13 protein-coding genes are annotated in these 15,005 nt (G+C 62.1%); 7 read left to right on the forward strand and 6 right to left on the reverse strand.

What is annotated here, in order from left to right; genetic code table 11:
- Positions 1-70: 70 nt before the first annotated feature.
- Complete coding sequence (locus ACIPZG_RS08935) at positions 71-1,147, forward strand: ABC transporter substrate-binding protein (protein ID WP_400712452.1); 1,077 nt, start codon at positions 71-73, stop codon at positions 1,145-1,147.
- A gap of 269 nt (positions 1,148-1,416) precedes the next feature.
- Here ACIPZG_RS08935 and ACIPZG_RS08940 read toward each other — a convergent pair whose 3' ends face one another.
- Both ACIPZG_RS08940 and metH read right to left on the reverse strand, forming a co-directional pair.
- Positions 1,417-1,635: a DUF2970 domain-containing protein gene (locus ACIPZG_RS08940; protein WP_008098865.1), complete on the reverse strand. Its 219-nt coding sequence runs from the start codon at positions 1,633-1,635 to the stop codon at positions 1,417-1,419.
- A gap of 161 nt (positions 1,636-1,796) precedes the next feature.
- Positions 1,797-5,504 (reverse strand): methionine synthase, encoded by a 3,708-nt coding sequence (gene metH, locus ACIPZG_RS08945; RefSeq protein WP_400712455.1) that lies wholly within the window; start codon positions 5,502-5,504, stop codon positions 1,797-1,799.
- 166 nt (positions 5,505-5,670) lie between these two features.
- Here metH and ACIPZG_RS08950 point away from each other — a divergent pair, with 166 nt between their 5' ends.
- The 5 genes from ACIPZG_RS08950 to ACIPZG_RS08970 all read left to right on the forward strand — a co-directional run bounded on the left by ACIPZG_RS08950 (position 5,671) and on the right by ACIPZG_RS08970 (position 11,142).
- The gene (locus ACIPZG_RS08950) at positions 5,671-7,971 is read left to right on the forward strand and encodes a fatty acid cis/trans isomerase (RefSeq protein ID WP_400712458.1); all 2,301 of its coding nucleotides are present in this window, start codon (positions 5,671-5,673) and stop codon (positions 7,969-7,971) included.
- Positions 7,972-8,177: 206 nt separating this feature from the next.
- A complete protein-coding gene (locus ACIPZG_RS08955) occupies positions 8,178-9,212 on the forward strand; it encodes an acyltransferase family protein (protein WP_400712461.1) in 1,035 nt (344 codons plus the stop codon).
- 58 nt (positions 9,213-9,270) lie between these two features.
- A complete protein-coding gene (nfuA, locus tag ACIPZG_RS08960) occupies positions 9,271-9,855 on the forward strand; it encodes a Fe-S biogenesis protein NfuA (protein WP_008095845.1) in 585 nt (194 codons plus the stop codon).
- A 198-nt stretch (positions 9,856-10,053) separates the two neighbouring features.
- On the forward strand, positions 10,054-10,662 hold the full coding sequence (locus tag ACIPZG_RS08965; RefSeq protein ID WP_008095847.1) for an SCO family protein: 609 nt from the start codon (positions 10,054-10,056) through the stop codon (positions 10,660-10,662).
- Positions 10,663-11,142 carry a copper chaperone PCu(A)C gene (locus ACIPZG_RS08970; protein WP_008095850.1) on the forward strand — a complete coding sequence of 160 codons (480 nt, stop codon included), beginning with the start codon at positions 10,663-10,665 and terminating at the stop codon, positions 11,140-11,142.
- A 143-nt stretch (positions 11,143-11,285) separates the two neighbouring features.
- On the opposite strand, the gene ACIPZG_RS08975 is transcribed toward ACIPZG_RS08970, so the two are convergent.
- Positions 11,286-11,513 (reverse strand): hypothetical protein, encoded by a 228-nt coding sequence (locus ACIPZG_RS08975; protein WP_016393610.1) that lies wholly within the window; start codon positions 11,511-11,513, stop codon positions 11,286-11,288.
- 347 nt (positions 11,514-11,860) lie between these two features.
- On the opposite strand from ACIPZG_RS08975, the gene ACIPZG_RS08980 reads away from it, so the two are divergent.
- Positions 11,861-13,072 carry an MFS transporter gene (locus ACIPZG_RS08980; protein WP_400712464.1) on the forward strand — a complete coding sequence of 404 codons (1,212 nt, stop codon included), beginning with the start codon at positions 11,861-11,863 and terminating at the stop codon, positions 13,070-13,072.
- 1 nt (position 13,073) lies between these two features.
- Here ACIPZG_RS08980 and ACIPZG_RS08985 read toward each other — a convergent pair whose 3' ends face one another.
- From ACIPZG_RS08985 to ACIPZG_RS08995, 3 genes are read right to left on the reverse strand one after another with little or no spacing between them, the layout of a single operon-like run.
- Positions 13,074-13,922, reverse strand: coding sequence for an AraC family ligand binding domain-containing protein (locus ACIPZG_RS08985; protein WP_400712467.1), 849 nt, complete (start codon positions 13,920-13,922; stop codon positions 13,074-13,076).
- Entirely contained in the window at positions 13,919-14,233 is a 315-nt protein-coding gene (locus tag ACIPZG_RS08990; protein WP_008095856.1) for an AzlD domain-containing protein, read from the reverse strand. The genes ACIPZG_RS08985 and ACIPZG_RS08990 overlap by 4 nt, the downstream gene beginning before the upstream one ends.
- On the reverse strand, positions 14,230-14,931 hold the full coding sequence (locus tag ACIPZG_RS08995; protein WP_008095857.1) for an AzlC family ABC transporter permease: 702 nt from the start codon (positions 14,929-14,931) through the stop codon (positions 14,230-14,232). Before ACIPZG_RS08995 ends, ACIPZG_RS08990 begins: the two co-directional genes overlap by 4 nt.
- Positions 14,932-15,005: the final 74 nt, after the last annotated feature.

A 15,005-nucleotide genomic window follows, 5' to 3' on the forward strand; every position in this document is an offset into this window, starting at 1 on the left:
CTAACTGAGACTGACTGGCATTTGTTCGTCGGCGCTTATAATCCCGCGTTTTTTACAAGGGGTTGACCGCATGCTCAAGGCGCTGTGCCAATGCTTGTGCCTGAGCTTGCCACTGGCAGCCACGGCACAGGCTGCTTCGGTGGTGTTCCTCAACCCCGGGCAACCCACTGAAACCTTCTGGCTCAGCTACTCGCGCTTCATGCAGGCGGCTGCCGATGACCTGGGCATGACCCTGCGGGTGGAGTACAGCGAGCGCAATGCCGAGCGCGCGCTGAGCCAGGCGCGAGCCGTTCTCGAAGGGCCGCAGCGGCCGGATTACCTGGTGCTGGTCAACGAGCAGTACGTGGCGCCGGAGATCATCCGGTTGTCCCAGGGTACCGGGGTCAAGCTGTTTCTGGTCAACAATGGACTGACCGCAGGCCAGGCGCACAGCATCGAGGCGCAACCTGGCCGATACGCGCAGCTGTTGGGCACGCTGACGAGCAATGACGAACAGGCCGGTTACCAGATGCTGCACCAGATGGTGGCCTTGCTGCCGCGCAGCAACGAACCGATCGACCTGGTGGCGTTTGCCGGGGTCAAGACCACACCGGCCTCACAGCTGCGCGAGCAAGGCATGCGCCGGGCCCTGGCCGATTTCCCTCAGGTACGCTTGCGCCAGGTGGTGTACGGCGGTTGGAACCGGCAACGTGCCTTCGAGCAGGCGCAGCAGTTGCTGCAGCGCTACCCGGATACAAAGCTGGTGTGGTCGGCCAATGACGAGATGGCCTTTGGCGCCATGCAGGCGTTCGAAGCGGCGGGGCGCAAGCCGGGGCGCGACGTGGTGTTCAGTGCGGTCAACAGCTCGCCCGAAGCGCTGCGCGCCCGGATCGACGGGCGCCTGGGGGTGCTGATGGCCGGGCATTTCAGTGTCGGTGGCTGGGCCATGGTCATGCTGCATGACCACGCGCAGGGGGTGCAGATCAACCGTGACGGTCGGTCCGAGCATGTGCTGCCGGTGTTGCAGTCGATCGACCAGGCCAAGGCCCGGCGCTGGCTCAAGTTGCTGGAAAAGGACGACTACGGGGTCGATTTTCAGCGTTACAGTGCCGAAGGACAGCCGGCGAACTACCAATATCCTTTTATTGCGTCACCCGTCGACTATTGAAAGACCCTGCTTGAGCAAAGGGCATGGCTCGTCTTAACTGCTGGTGGTGAAGTGCATTCCCATAACCACTACAAGAGGCAATGCAATGGGAAACTCTACCAAGGTCCGCAAAGCTGACAGCAGTGTCGATGCCTGGGCGATCCTTTGCTTGATCGTTCTGGTGGTGGTCACTGCCGTGTATTGGGTCAGCCACCAGTAGCACCTTGTTTTCTAGACCGTGATGCAACCTGAGCCGCCCGCGGAAGGGAATTTCGCGGGCGGATTGCGTTCTAGCGGGCGGTGAGGTGCAGGGCCAGCTGCACCAGGCCGATCAGTACCAGGATGAATACCAGGGTGAACAGCGTGCCCAGCGCGATGAAATGGCTGGCTTTGCCGTGGGTGAAGTCGCGCGCGCGGTTCTTGCCGCTTTGCACGCCGAAGGCGGCGGCGAGGATGCTGTGCAGCATCTGCCAGAAGGTGGGGGGCTTGCCTTGGCTGGAATCGTCCATGGGGGCTCCTGAGGAAATCGGAGGCAATCAGGGACAGTGTAGGTGGGCATTGGGGCTGCTGCGCAGCCCATCGCGACACAAGGCCGCTCCTACAGGGAGTCGCGTGATCCTGTAGGAGCGGCCTTGTGTCGCGAAAGGGCCGCAAAGCGGCCCCAGCGATCTCAGCTGTCATACCCAAGGTTAGGCGCCAACCAGCGCTCGCTCACGCTCACATCCTGCCCCTTGCGCGCGCTGTAGCTGTCGATCTGGTCCTTGTCCACCTTGCCTACGGCGAAGTACTGCGCCTGCGGGTGGGCAAAGTACCAGCCACTGACCGCCGCCGCCGGGAACATCGCAAAGTGCTCGGTCAGGAACACACCACTGGCCCCGGTCTCACCGATCGCCGTGCCATCGAGCAGGCGGAACAGCGTTTCCTTCTCGGTGTGGTCCGGGCAGGCCGGGTAGCCCGGGGCAGGGCGGATGCCGCTGTACTGCTCCTTGATCAGCGCCTCGTTGTCCAGGTGCTCGTCACGGGCATAACCCCAATGCTCTTTGCGCACCTGTTCGTGCAGCCATTCGGCGCAGGCTTCGGCCAGGCGGTCGGCCAGGGCCTTGACCATGATCGAGCTGTAGTCGTCGCCCTTGTCCTGGTAGGCCTTGGCCACTTCCTCGGCGCCGATGCCGGCGGTCGTGATGAAGCCGCCCACATAGTCGGTGACGCCGCAGCCCTTGGGTGCGACGAAGTCGGCCAGGGAGAGGTTGGCCTTGCCTTCGGGCTTGATGGTCTGCTGGCGCAGGTGGTGCAGGGTGGCCAGGGTCTGGCCGTCTTCGCCATACACTTCGATGTCGTCATCGGCCACCTGGTTGGCCGGCCAGAAGCCGAACACGGCACGGGCACTGATCAGCTTCTCGTCGATCAGTTTGTCGAGCATCTCACGGGCGTCCTTGTACAGCGCCGTGGCGGCTTCGCCGACCACTTCATCGGTGAGGATGCGCGGGAACTTGCCGGCCAGGTCCCACGAAATGAAGAACGGGGTCCAGTCGATGTACTCGGCCAGGGTACGCAGGTCGATGTTTTCCAGCACCTTGACGCCGGTGAAGGAGGGGACCGCCGGCTGGTAGCTGGCCCAGTCGTACTGTGGCTTGGTCGCCACCGCCTGGGCATAGCTCAGGCGCTCGGTGCGGGCGCTGCGGTTGGCGGTGCGCTCGCGGACTTCGACGTAGTCCTGGCGGGTCTTCTCGACAAAACCGGGTTTGAGTTCCTTGGACAGCAATTGGGTCGCCACGCCCACCGCGCGCGAGGCGTCGGTGACGTAGATGACCGCGTCATTGCTGTACTTGGGCTCGATCTTGACCGCTGTGTGCGCCTTGGAGGTGGTGGCGCCGCCGATCATCAGCGGCAGGTTGAAGCCCTGGCGCTGCATTTCGCGGGCGACGTGGACCATCTCGTCCAGCGACGGGGTGATCAGGCCGGACAGGCCAATGATGTCGCACTTTTCGTCGCGGGCGGTCTGCAGGATCTTCTCGGCCGGCACCATCACGCCGAGGTCGACGATGTCGTAACCGTTGCAGCCCAGTACCACGCCGACGATGTTCTTGCCGATGTCATGCACGTCGCCCTTGACCGTGGCCATGAGGATCTTGCCCTTGGCCTCGGGCTTGTCGCCTTTCTCCGCTTCGATGAACGGAATCAGGTGGGCCACCGCCTGCTTCATCACGCGAGCGGACTTGACCACCTGCGGCAGGAACATCTTGCCGGCGCCGAACAGGTCACCGACCACGTTCATGCCACTCATCAGCGGGCCTTCGATGACCTCGATGGGGCGCGCGCATTGCTGGCGGCATTCTTCGGTATCTTCGACGATGAACGCCGTGATGCCCTTCACCAGCGCGTGCTCCAGGCGCTTTTGCACCGGCAGCGAACGCCACTCTTCGTTTTCCACTTCCTTGGCCGCGCCGCCGCCCTTGAAGTCGTCGGCAATGGCCAGCAGCGCGTCGGTGCCATGTGGGGTGCGGTTGAGCACCACGTCCTCGACCTTCTCGCGCAACGCAGCCGGGATCTCGTCGTAGATCTCCAGCTGGCCGGCGTTGACGATACCCATGGTCAGGCCGTTGCGAATGGCGTGATAGAGGAAGACCGAGTGGATCGCTTCGCGCACCGGGTTGTTGCCGCGGAACGAGAACGACACGTTGGACACACCGCCGGAACTCAGCGCATGGGGCAGGTGGTCACGGATGAAGGCGCAGGCTTCGATGAAGTCGACGGCGTAGTTGTTGTGCTCTTCGATGCCGGTGGCGACGGCGAAGATGTTCGGGTCGAAGATGATGTCTTCCGGCGGGAAGCCCACTTCGTTGACCAGAATGTCGTAGCTGCGCTGGCAGATTTCCTTCTTGCGTGCGGCGGTGTCGGCCTGGCCGACCTCGTCGAAGGCCATCACCACCACGGCGGCGCCGTAGCGCTTGCACAGGCGGGCGTGGTGCTTGAACTGCTCGACGCCTTCCTTCATGGAAATTGAGTTGACGATGCCCTTGCCCTGGATGCATTTGAGGCCCGCTTCGATCACTTCCCACTTCGACGAGTCGATCATGATCGGCACGCGCGAGATGTCCGGTTCGCAGGCAATCAGGTTGAGGAAGCGGACCATGGCGGCCTGGGAGTCGAGCATCCCTTCGTCCATGTTGATGTCGATCACCTGGGCGCCGGCCTCGACCTGCTGCAGGGCGACTTCCAGGGCCTCGGTGTAGTTCTCTTCACGGATCAGTCGGGCAAACTTGGCGGAACCGGTGATGTTGGTGCGCTCGCCGACGTTGACGAACAGCGACTGGCGATCGATGGTGAACGGTTCCAGGCCCGACAGGCGGCAAGCCTTGGCGATTTCCGGAATTTCACGTGGCTTGTACTTGGCCACGGCTTCGGCAATGGCCTGGATATGGCCCGGCGTGGTGCCGCAGCAACCGCCGATGATGTTGAGGAAACCGCTGGCGGCGAACTCTTCGACCACCGCGGCCATCTCGGCCGGGGTTTCGTCGTATTCACCGAAGGCGTTCGGCAGGCCGGCGTTGGGGTGGGCCGAGACGTGGGTGTCGGCCTTGGTCGACAGCTCTTCCAGGTACGGGCGCAGGTCCTTGGCGCCGAGGGCGCAGTTCAGGCCCACGGAAATCGGCTTGGCATGGCGCACCGAGTTCCAGAACGCTTCGGTGGTCTGGCCGGACAGGGTGCGGCCGGAGGCATCGGTGATGGTGCCGGAGATCATGATCGGCAGTTCGATGCCGTCGTCCTCGAACACCTGCTGCACGGCGAAGATCGCCGCCTTGGCGTTGAGGGTGTCGAAGATGGTTTCGATCAGGATCAGGTCGGCGCCGCCTTCGATCAGGCCGCGGGTGGCCTCGATGTAGTTGGTTACCAGCTCGTCGAAGGTGACGTTGCGGTAACCGGGGTCGTTGACGTCCGGGGAGATCGAGCAGGTGCGGCTGGTCGGGCCGAGCACGCCGGCGACGAAGCGCGGCTTGTCGGGGGTTTCCAGGGTCTTGGCATCGGCGACCTGGCGGGCGATGCGCGCGCCCTCGACGTTCAGCTCGTAGACCAGCGACTCCATGCCGTAGTCGGCCTGGGAAATCTGCGTGGCGTTGAAGGTGTTGGTTTCGAGGATATCGGCACCGGCGTCGAGGTAGGCTTTCTCGATGGCGGCGATCACGTCCGGGCGGCTGAGCAGCAGCAGGTCGTTGTTGCCCTTGACGTCGCTTGGCCAATCGGCGAAGCGCGTGCCACGATAGTCGTGTTCCTCGAGGCGATAGCTTTGGATCATAGTACCCATGCCGCCGTCGAGGATCAGGATGCGCTCTTTGAGTGCGTTCTGGAGTGCTTGGAGACGAGCGCTGCGGTCGGACATAGGAACTACCTGGTCGGGCAAATATCAGAAGGTGCGGAATCATAACAAAGCTGCGCGGTTTTTAGGCGCATCGGCCATTTGCATGAATTTTGTTCATGTTGAGCCACCAGCACCCAAGGACGACCAGACAATCGTGATGGCTTTCAAGAACCAGGACTTACGGCACATGGTGCATCGCCTTATGGCTGCCGCCCTTGCCTTGCTGACCAGCAGCATGGCGTTCGGGCAGCCCCCCCAATCGAGCCCGGCAATTTCCTACACCCGGGATATCCAGCCGATCTTCACCGAGAAGTGCGTGGCCTGCCACGCCTGCAACGACGCCGCCTGCCAGCTCAAGCTGGAAAGCCCCGAAGGGGCGGTGCGCGGCGCCACCAAGGTACCGGTGTACCAGGGTGAACGCAGCAAGGCGGTGCCCACCACGCGGCTGTTCTACGACGCCCACACTGAAGAACAATGGCGCAGCAAGGGCTTCTATTCGGTGCTCGACAACCAGGGCAGCCAGGCGGCGCTGATGGCGCGCATGCTCGAGCTGGGGCACAAGACGCCACTCACCCCCAATGCCAAGTTGCCCGAGGACATCGTCCTGGGGCTGAATCGCAACAACATGTGCCCCTTGCCCCACGAGTTCGACGCCTATGCCGGCGCCCACCCGAAAGAGGGCATGCCGCTGGCGGTCACCGGCCTGACCGACAAGGAATACCAGACCTTGCAGCACTGGCTGGCAGCGGGCGCGCCGGTCGAGTACCAGCCGATCAAGCCCAGCGCGGTGGAAGCCAAGCAGATCGCCGACTGGGAGGAACTGCTCAATCGCCCAGGCTCGACCGAGGCACTGGTAGGCCGCTGGCTGTACGAACACCTGTTCCTGGCGCACATCTACTTCGTCGGCGGCGATCAGGGCCACTTCTTCCAGTGGGTGCGTTCGCGCACGCCAAGCGGCCAGCCGGTCGACCTGATCGCCACCCGGCGCCCCAACGACCCGCCGGGCACCGATTTCTACTATCGGCTGATCCCGGTGCAGGGCGTGATCGTGCACAAGACCCACATCACTTACCCGATGGGGCCGCAGAAGCTCAAGCGGGTGAAGCAGCTGTTCTATGCCGGCGACTGGCACGCCTCGGCGCTGCCGGGCTACGGCCCGCGCCACCGGGCCAATCCGTTCGAGACCTTCGAGGCGATCCCGGCGGTGGCGCGTTACCAGTTCATGCTCGATAACGCCGAGTACTTCGTGCGCACCTTTATCCGCGGCCCGGTATGCCGGGGGCAGATCGCCACCGACGTGATTCGCGACAACTTCTGGGCGCTGTTCCAGGAACCGGCCCACGACCGTTACATCACCGATGCCGAGTACCGTGGCCAGGCCACGCCTTTGCTGGCCATGCCGGGCCAGATCGATGACGTGGGCAGCGTGCTTTCGCTGTGGCACGCCTACCGCGACAAGCGCAACGAGTACGAGAAGCTGCGCCGCGAAGCCTATGCCGATATGCCGGAGCCGGGCTGGGCGACCCTGTGGGCCGGCAACGACAACGCCATGCTGAGCATTTTCCGCCACTTCGACAGCGCTTCGGTAACCAAAGGCTTGATCGGTGACGTGCCGCAGACCGTTTGGTTGTTCGACTACCCGCTGTTCGAGCGCACCTATTATCAGCTGGCGGTCAACTTCGATGTGTTCGGCAATGTCTCGCACCAGTTGCAGACACGCCTGTATTTCGACCTGATCCGCAACGGCGCCGAGATCAACTTCCTGCGCCTGATGCCGGCGGGCCAGCGCGGCGCGATCCTCAGCGACTGGTACCAGAACAGCGGCAAGGTGAAGATGTGGCTCGACTATGAAGACATCGACACCGACACGCCGAGCGGCATCAAGCTCGACCCGCGCGACCCCAAGCATGACTTCGGCCTCAAGCTGTTGCAGCGTACCGGCAGCCTGAATGCTGCGCCCGATCCGATCAACCGCTGTCAGGGTGCTTACTGTTCGCGGCCGCAGATGAGCGAAGCGTTCCGCAATGCCGAGCAGTCGCTCAGCCGTCTGGTGTCGCGCCCGGCGGCGGGGCTGAAAGTGATCAACCAACTGCCCGAGGCGACCATGCTGCGCATCGAAGGCGAGGGTGGCCAGCGCCAGGTCTACAGCCTGTTGCGCAACCGGGCGCACAGCAACGTGGCCTTCCTCCTGGGCGAGGCCCGTCGCTACCTGCCGGGGCTGGATACCTTGACCCTGTACCCTGGGGTGCTCAGCAGCTATCCGAACTTCATGTTCAACATTCCGGTCAAGGATGTGCCGGAGTTCGTCGAGGACATGGAGTACGCGCGCGACGATGCCGACAAGTTCGAGCGCATCGTCATGCGCTGGGGCGTGCGCCGTAGCCATCCGGAGTTCTGGCGCTACTTCCATGACCTGAACACCTACATCAAGGAGACCACGCCGGTAGAGGCGGGCGTGCTGGACATGAACCGCTACGAGAACCTCTGATCGGTTCGGCTGACCTTTGCGAAAGCACTGCGGTCGGAAACGGTGGGTGGTCCGGGGCTGCTTTGCAGCCCAATCGCCGGCAAGCCGGCTCCCACAGGTGCTGTGCTGTTTTGGGCATGGCGCGGTTTCTGTGGGAGCCGGCTTGCCGGCGAACGAGCGCGAAGCGCTCGCCGGGCCTCAATGCACCGGCAATCGCAGGGTAATTCATGCTGTATTCGCTTCAGGCACTGCGGGCGTTCGCCGCCTGGGTGGTGGTCTGCCACCACTTCATGCAGATCTTCTTCGACTTCCATGCCACCGGCCCCCTAGGCCAACTGCTCAGCGACCGCGGCGCGGTGGGCGTCGACATCTTTTTCGTCATCAGCGGGCTGGTGATCTACCTCTCGACCCGTGACAAAGCCATCGAGCCGCGCCAGTTCCTGCTCAACCGGGCCCTGCGGATCGTCCCTGCCTACTGGTTCTACACCGCACTGATGGCGGCGCTGCTGCTGGCCTTCAGCCAATGGATGCCGCATCAGGAATTCGCCTGGCGTCACCTGTTCCTGTCGCTGTTCTTCATCCCCGCGGAGAACCCCGGAGGCTACGGCTTGTACCCGACCTTGAACGTGGGCTGGACGCTGAACTTCGAGGTGTTCTTCTACCTGCTGTTCGGCCTGGCATTCCTGGTTCGCCAGCGCCACCATCTGTTGCTGGTGACGGCCGCGTTGCTGCTGGTCAGCGAGGTGCTGGGCCGCCTTGGCGTGCTCAGCCGCTTCTACAGCAACGACATCATCTATGAATTCCTGCTGGGTATTGGCCTGGGGGTGCTGTATCGCCGCGGGCTGGTGCGCGAAGGCCTGTGGCTGCCGTTGGCGCTGCTGGCGGTGGCGGGTTATGCGCTCTACCATCTCGACGCTTCCCAGCGCCTGCTGCACTGGGGCCTGCCCAGCGCGCTGGTGGTGCTGGCCTTCATCGCCCTGGAGCCGTACTTCCAGGGCAATCGCGTGCTCAAGGCGCTGGGCGACTGCTCGTACTCGGTGTACCTGGTCCATGTGCTGGTGCTGTATGGCGGCTGGTTCGCCAGCCAGCGCCTGCACTTGAACCCTTACCTGGTGTTCGCCCTGTGCGTGCCGTCCATTGGACTAATGTCGTGGTTCAGCTATCAATGGCTGGAGCGTGGCCTGTACCGGCGGATGCAGGCCTGGCTGGCGGCGTCACGGGAGCAAAACCCGGTGTTCGCGCTTTCCCGAGTCAAATACTAGGACTTTGTTCAAGGGCCAGGTTGGCGTACACTTGGCCGCAAGACTGTGAGGAACTTCCATGAGCGCTATAACCATTACCGACGCCGCCCATGATTACCTGGCCGATCTGCTTTCCAAGCAGAACACGCCTGGCATCGGCATCCGCATTTTCATTACCCAGCCGGGCACCCAGTACGCCGAAACCTGCATCGCCTACTGCAAGCCGGGCGAAGAAAAACCCGACGACGAGCCGGTGGGCCTGAAGAGCTTCACTGCCTACCTCGACGCGGTCAGCCTGCCGTTCCTGGAAGATGCACTGGTCGACTACGCGACCGATCGCATGGGGGGTCAGCTGACCATCAAGGCGCCCAACGCCAAGGTGCCGATGGTCAACGAAGACAGCCCGATCAACGAGCGCATCAACTATTACCTGCAGACCGAGATCAATCCGGGGCTGGCCAGCCACGGCGGTCAGGTGAGCCTGGTCGATGTGGTCGACGACGGCGTAGCGGTGCTGCAGTTCGGTGGTGGTTGCCAGGGCTGCGGCCAGGCCGACGTGACCTTGAAGGAAGGCATCGAGCGCACCTTGCTCGAGCGTATCCCCGAGCTCAAAGGCGTGCGTGACGTGACTGACCACAGCCAGAAAGAAAACGCCTACTACTGATGGGCGTTTGATGGTTGCTAGCAACAAACTGTTACGGTTTCAACCCCTGCGACAACTGGCCGCAGCCCGTGTTTAAAGGGCTGCGGGCCATCTGAGCCTTGGTCGGGTAGAACCCCTCTGGGCGTCATGCAAGAATGCCCCGGTTTTTTCGGCCGGCCCGCTTTAGGGGTCGGCACCTTCCCTGAAAAGGATGGTTTCATGAATGATCTGTTGACCCGGCGCGCAGTAGTCGCCGGGATGGGCGTTCTCGGGCTCGGCCTGCTGGCAGGCTGCAACCCGGCCCGGGGGCTTGATTTCAAGTACGGCAAGAACATGAGCAACGAGATCCTCGGGCGCAAGTTCCGCCTCAAGGATCCCCAGGGTAACGAGCGTACCCTGTCGAGCTTCTACGGCAGCATGCCGATGATCTTCTTCGGTTTCACCCAGTGCCCGGCGGTCTGCCCGACTGCGCTGGCGCGCGCGGCGCAAATCAAGAAGCTGCTCAAGGGACGCGACCGCGATCTGTTCCAGGTGGTGTTCATCACCCTGGACCCGGAACGCGACACCCCCGAAGTGCTCGATGCCTACCTCAAGGCCTTCGACCCGACGTTCACCGCGCTCACTGGCACCCCCGAGGAAATCGCCGAGGTGGCCAAGGAGTTCAAGGTGTTCTACGAGAAGGTCCCGGCCGGTGACACCTATACCATTTCCCATTCGTCCACCAGCTACGTCTATGACACGCGTGGCACCTTGCGCCTGAGCCTGGGCCATTCCCTGAACGCCCAGGAATGTGCTGAAGACCTGCGCACCCTGATGGAGATCTGCTGAATGTCGATGCAACCAATCAAGCGCGGCCTGGCCGTTCTGGCATTGATGGGCCTGGCCCTGCCGGCCCTGGCCCAGACCACCGTGAGCGATGCCTGGGTACGCGCCAGCGTGCCGCACCAGCAGTCCACCGGTGCCTTCATGACCTTGACCGCCAGCAGCGACAGCAAGCTGGTCGGCGTGGCTTCGCCGGTGGCCAAGACCGTACAGGTGCACGAAATGACCATGAACGGTGACGTGATGGGGATGAAGGAAGTGAAGGCGGTCGAGCTGCCGGCGGGCAAGCCGGTGAGCCTGGACCCCAATGGCTACCATGTGATGCTGATGGGCCTGACCCAGCAGGTGAAGGAAGGCGAGAAAGTACCGCTGACCCTGACCATCGAAGATGCCAAGGGCACAAAGGAAACGCTGGACGTGCAGGCAGAAGTTCGAGCCCTGACTGCGGGCGCGGGCGGGCATGACCACATGCACATGAACCACTGATTCAACTGATTCACCCGGGGCCGCTTCGCAGCCCTATCGCCGGCAAGCCGGCTCCCACAGGTTCTTCACAGCGCTTAAGGCTTGCGCTGTACCTGTGGGAGCCGGCTTGCCGGCGATAGGGGCGCGTAGCGGCCCCAGTTCATTCAGCTACGAAACCGTGGCAAAGGCCTGTCGAGTGTCAGCGAGGTCAAGGTCTTGCGGACCTGGGCTTCGTCAGCCTCCAGCGCCTTCAGGCTAGCGCGGATCTTGCCGGCGGCGGGCACATCGCCCTGCCGGTCGATCCAGTCGGCAATCTCCTTGCAGGCACTGCTCAGGCAGGCTTGGCGCTGGGTCATCAGCGACAGGAGGGTGGTGAGCTCTCTTTCGGACATGGCAGGATCCTCCGTTTAGCCCTGTCAGTGTAGCAGAGGGTTTCTGCCTGGCTTCGGACCTCTCTGAAACTTCGCTATAAGAATGGGGGCAAGCGCAAGCCTGCTACCTTTCGAAAAAATTACGCAAAATGTTTAAATTTGATTCAGTGCCGGAAGTGTGAAATGTGGTGAAGCGTTTTTAGGGTGCATTCTAGAGCCACTTTACTTGCTTTCAGGTTATGAACTCCGGTGATGAGTGTAAGAAAATTCTTCTTCCTCATTCGTTGTGGCGGTTCTGTTACACGTTGCCTGTTGCGTACTTTCAACGAGCGTCTTAGGTTGCTTTTCCCCCGCAATGGATACCTGACATGCTCGCCTTGAGTGTTAATCGCAGAACACGACCTCTTGTAATCTCTTACTGCTTATCAAAGTGTGGTGAGTTTGCGTTTGAAACCGCCTTTGCGGTAGCCGTAGTATCCATGTCAGATGCCGATCTGTTTCTCATAGGCGTGGTGTATTTCTTCCACTACATACCAAGTTTGCTGTTTTCACCCTGGGGTGGTTGGCTGGCGGATACCGGCAACAAGAAGCGCACCTTGTTGTGGGTGGAAGCAGTCAAGAGCATGTTGGCGCTGGCCTTTTTCGCCCTCTATAGCTCGTCCATGTTTGCATTACCTGCGCTCACAGGTTTGGCGATGATCATGACAGCGCTTGAATGCCTTTATGTGCCGACCTTTCGTGCTTATTTTCCCGACATTGTCGAAAAGGAGAGCCTTGCATCGGTCAATAGTGTGATCCAGGTGATAGAAGATGCAGCATCGATTGTCGGGCCGTTGATTTTTTCGGCATGCGTGCTGATGCTGTCTCGTGAGGCCAGCTTCTTGTTTTTCGCGGTATGCCTGGCTTCGTCGGCTCTTTGTATCGCTAGGCTGGGCCCTTCCAGCTCGAACGCGGGACAGGCCTTCGACGGGCGAGTGATGATCCGTGATGCGATGCGCAGCGTGGGCCAGCTCAAAACCAGCAACGCTCCGCTGTTTGCAGTTATTTGTTGCACGACGTTCTGTGCAATGTTCGCCATTTCCGTGATTCGCTTCATCCTGCCTGCTTCGGTGCTGGAACATTTCGCTTCCGAGGTCGCGGTTGGCTATGTTTTATCGCTGCTTGCGGCAGGTACCGTGATGGGTGGTGTGCTCTACACCCGCTTCAATAAGGTCACGACTGCACGGTTGGTACTGCGTTACTGGGCATTATACGGCGCGCTGTTTTTTCTTGCGGCCGTTGCGCTCCAGTACAACAAGTGGCTATTTCTTTCGATACTGTTCGCAGTTGGTTTCATTGGCGCTTTTGTCGATATCGCCATCGTCACCAATATTCAGTGCCTGTCAGAAGAGCATGAAGTCGGCAGAAATTTCTCTCTTTATTATTTTACCGCCGTCATCGGTGATGCGGTTTCAGGGGTGGTAGCCAGTCTGATCTTTCTGCTTGCGGGGCCAATGACTTTTATCTGGATGACCTTCATGCTGTTGATCGCGCCGATGCATTGGAACAGCGGTGGGCGCGCCCGTGACACGAATAAATAATCTACTTGGTAGGAAATGACGGGTGAACGCATGCCTGCCGATAGGCCCCCGGCGTCACGCCATAGGCTTGCTTGAATTGCCGGCTCAAATGGCTCTGGTCGGCAAAGCCTAAAGCAAACGCCACTTCCGAGGCCGCCTGGCCTTTCTTCAGCAGATCCCGGGCATGGGCCAGGCGACGCTGCTTCAACCAGGCATGCGGCGGCAAACCTGTGGCCTGGCGGAACACCCGGGCGAAATGGAAGGGTGACAGGTTCACCGCCGCAGCCAACGCCTCCAGGGAGGGCGGGTCCGCCAGTTGGCTTTCCAGCAATTCGCGGGCGCGAGCAACAGCCACAGGCTCGTTGCCGGGGGCCGTGGGTTCTGGGCAATGGCCGTGGCGCTGCACCAGTGCCAGCACCGCCTGGCGCCAGGCGGTCTGCTGCTCGAGGGCGCTGGCGCCCGACTCCGACAACTGGTGCAACTGGCTGAAGGCCGAGGCCAGGGCCGGATCCTGGATCACGCTGGCCTTGAAGTGGGGCATGCCGTGGCGGCCCAGCTCCAGTTCGTCCAGCACGCGGGTGACCCGCTCATGCTCGGGATAGAAGCCACGGTAGCGCCAACCGGCCTCATGGGCGGTGGCGCCCGTGTGCAGTTCGTCCGGGTTGATCAGCACCATGCTGCCGACCGGCGCCAGGTGCTCGCTGCCGCGGTGCCAGAAGCGCTGGGCGCCGGACTCGATCACGGTGAACACGTAGCCTTCATGCACATGCGGCGCGAAGCGCTGCTGGAAGTAGCGTGCGTGCAGCATCTCGACATCGCCCAGGGCGGGCGCTTGCCAGAGGTGGGTCTGTTCGCGCAGGGGCGGAGTCATGCCAGCCAGCTGCGCAGCAGGAAGAAGATCAACATGCTCGCCAGCATGCTCAGCAATACGCTGCGGGTCAACAGCACCAGCCCGACCGCGACCAGGGCACCGAGCAGGTACGGGTTGAGCAGGCTCAGGTCCAACTGGTGACCGGGCAGGAAGATGATCGGCCCGCAGATGGCTGTCAGCATGCCGGGCACGGCAAAGCCGAGGAACTGGCGCGCATTGGAGCTCAGGCGCAGCGGCAGGCGCGGTTCGAGGAAGGCATAGCGGTTGAGGAACACCACGGCGCCCATGGCGAAGATCAGTAGCCAGGTCATGCGCGAGCTCCGGAAAACTTCTGACAGATAAAACCAGCCGACATGCCCAGCAGGCCCGCGACCACCAAGGCGGTTTCCCAGTGCCAGTAGCTGAACAGCACGGAGCAGAACAGCGACACCGCTACACAGACCACTGTGGCGAGGTTGCGCACCAGCGGCGCGATCAGCGCGACGAAGGTGGCGACGATGGAAAAGTCCAGGCCCAGTTGGTCAAGGTGCGGGATGTTCTGGCCCAGCACGATGCCGGCCAGGGTGAACAGGTTCCAGGCCACGTAGAAGGTCAGCCCGACGCCGAGGGCGTACCAGCGGTTGAACTGCTGTTGGTCGTAGTGGCTGGTGAGGGCGAAGAATTCGTCGGTCAGCAGAAAGCCCAGCCCCAGCCGCCAGCGCAGTGGCTGGTTGGACAGCACAGGGCGCATCGACAAGCCATAGAGCAAGTGCTGCGAAGTCAGCAGCAGGGTGGTCAACAGGATCGACAGCAGGCTGGCGCCGCCCTTGAGCATGCCGATGGCCACCAGTTGCGCGGCGCCCGCGAAAACGATCGCCGACAGGCCTTGGCCTTCCCAGGGGCTGAGGTTGGCCTCGATGGCCATGGAGCCGGCCAGCAGGCCCCAGGGGGCGACCGCAAGCGACAGCGGAAGGATGGCGATGGCGCCGTGAAGGAAGGCTTGGCGAGCGATGGGGGGATTGCTGGGCATGATGGCTGCGACACGGTTACTCGGTAGGGCAGCTTGCCAGAGGACGGTGCGGCTGGCTTGAACGATCTTGCTCG

The organism is Pseudomonas sp. NPDC089395 (genome assembly GCF_044749525.1).
In the GTDB taxonomy this organism is placed as follows: domain Bacteria; phylum Pseudomonadota; class Gammaproteobacteria; order Pseudomonadales; family Pseudomonadaceae; genus Aquipseudomonas.